Here is a 1,315-nt window from a genome sequence, read left to right as displayed (position 1 = left end):
GCGTTTGTGTATGTCGATACCAATGAATAACTTAGGTGTAGCAGTAATTTGAGTGTTCATATCTTTGATTTTTAGTTCATCTTAAAGATACTCGACTTACTGCTTTTACATAGATGCTATAATTAATACGGGTTTTGAAGTTTAACGCTTACTTATGGGTATATTTATAATGTCCGCCAAATCTTTTGGAATTGGCTTTTTAAATAGAAAAAATAAAAACAAACAAAAAGATTCGGCTATTTGCCTAAACGGAAACAAAAGTGCACTTTTATTCCCGTACTAATCATAGCCGAGACCGTTGTGCTTCATAATGACCAACCAATAACCAATGATTAAATTCTTTAGAAAAATACGACGCGAGCTTATGGAGAAGAATAATACTGGTAAGTATTTAAAATATGCGATTGGGGAAATTGTCCTTGTAGTTATTGGAATTTTGATTGCGCTTTCAATTAATAATTGGAATGAGAATCGGAAACAAAGCATTGAAGAAATTGCAATACTAAAAGCAATGAAAACAGATTTTTTAGAAACTAAAAACAGAGCTAAAGAGACCATCGAATTACAAAAAGAAGTAGTGGACTATTGCTATAAGCTACAAATTATAATGAATGGAGAAAAGGGTATTGATTCCATTGGAGAATATATATATCGAGGTGCATTGTCTTATTGGCGAATAGAACCAGTTAATGGAACTTATGATGGGCTAATTGGTTCTGGAAAAACCGACATAATAAAAAATCAAAACTTAAAAAGTTTACTGGCAGAATATTCCGCAGAAATAAAATACGGCTTTGAAGACGAAGAATTTGGTTTAGAGTTAACATCATTATTGACAGAAAAATCCAGTCCATATTCGGCTTTTCTTGAACCTGAAAAGTATAGAAAACGAGTCGGTATAGAAAAACCAATAAGTGACGAAAAAAGAAATAATGCCATAGCTGAACATCTTAACAATAATTCATTTTTAGGAATTTTAGTAGCTAAATCTGATATGGCACATAACAGATTAGTCTATCAGAAGAATATTTTAGATTTTGTAGAAAAAATTCTAATACAAATTGAGAAGGAATTAGAAAACTAAAAATAACGAAAGCTCAACATTGGCTATAAGTAATTGCTTGTTTTTGCCTACTTCTGAAAATCCTCAAGGATTTTCAGTTTGGTGCGTACTTGTTAAGTTAAGTGCTAACTCACGCAACTACTCATAGGTACTGTGTCAAAAAACAAGTTTTTTCTTTAATAATTTAGGAAACAGATTGATTTATCAAGTTGTTATCCCGCGCAGCAAGGGCTTCATGCTTTTGCTGCTTTT

Annotated in this window: 1 protein-coding gene; it reads left to right on the top strand. The window is 31.9% G+C overall.

The genetic code is table 11. From position 1 onward, the window contains the following. Positions 1 to 364: 364 nt before the first annotated feature. Positions 365 to 1,084 carry a DUF6090 family protein gene (locus tag VBZ51_RS18955; protein WP_416577969.1) on the top strand — a complete coding sequence of 240 codons (720 nt, stop codon included), beginning with the start codon at positions 365 to 367 and terminating at the stop codon, positions 1,082 to 1,084. The last annotated feature ends 231 nt before the right edge of the window (positions 1,085 to 1,315 follow it).

The sequence above is a fragment of the Maribacter sp. HS genome, from assembly GCF_048059195.1.
Lineage (GTDB): Bacteria > Bacteroidota > Bacteroidia > Flavobacteriales > Flavobacteriaceae > Maribacter > Maribacter dokdonensis.
This window is presented reverse-complemented; position numbering and strand designations above follow the sequence as displayed.

Bases quoted from the DNA above. Each gene is read 5' to 3' on its own strand.
- VBZ51_RS18955 (WP_416577969.1), top strand. From the start codon at position 365: ATGGAGAAGAATAATACTGGTAAGTATTTAAAATATGCGATTGGGGAA.